The sequence below is a fragment of the Acidovorax sp. ACV02 genome (genome assembly GCF_014851475.1).
In the GTDB taxonomy this organism is placed as follows: domain Bacteria; phylum Pseudomonadota; class Gammaproteobacteria; order Burkholderiales; family Burkholderiaceae_C; genus Acidovorax; species Acidovorax delafieldii.
In genome coordinates, this window is the sequence record NZ_JACUZU010000027.1 from 1 (window position 1) to 519 (window position 519).

1 protein-coding gene is annotated in these 519 nt (G+C 50.1%); it reads right to left on the reverse strand.

The features are described 5' to 3' along the window. Positions 1-9 precede the first annotated feature (9 nt). On the reverse strand, positions 10-519 hold a 510-nt coding region (locus IB236_RS24190), incomplete at its 5' end, for a hypothetical protein (RefSeq protein WP_192422486.1).

A 519-nucleotide genomic window follows, 5' to 3' on the forward strand; every position in this document is an offset into this window, starting at 1 on the left:
TATCCAACTCTAGATCCACCCCCCGGCCAGATAGAATGTCACTCTCCATCCTCCTTTTCTCCATGCCCTTATGCTTAAGAGCAAAGCCCTATTACGCTCTTTTGAATCTTCCCCTTCTGTTTCTCTTTTTTTCTCTTTTTTCTTTTCCTCCCCCTTTCTTTCCCCCTCCCCCCTTTTCTCTTCCCCCTCCTCTCTCCCTCTTTCCCCCCTCCTTCCTCTCCTTCCTCCTCCCCTCCTCCCCCCCCCCCCCCCCTTTTCCCCCTTCCCTTCTTCCTTCTTTCCCCTTTCTTCTCCCTTCTTTTTCCTCTTTCTTTTCCCCTCCCCCTCTCCCCTTTTTCTTCCCTCTTCTTTCCCCCCCTCCTCCTTCCTCTCTCCCTCTTTCCTCCTTTTCCCTCTCCCTTTTCTTTTCCCTTCTCCCTTCCCCCTTCTTCCCCTTCTTTCTTTCTTCCTCTCTTCTTTCTCTTCTTCCTTCCCCTTCCTTCCTTTTTTTTTTTTCTTCTTTCCTTCTTTCTCTTCTCC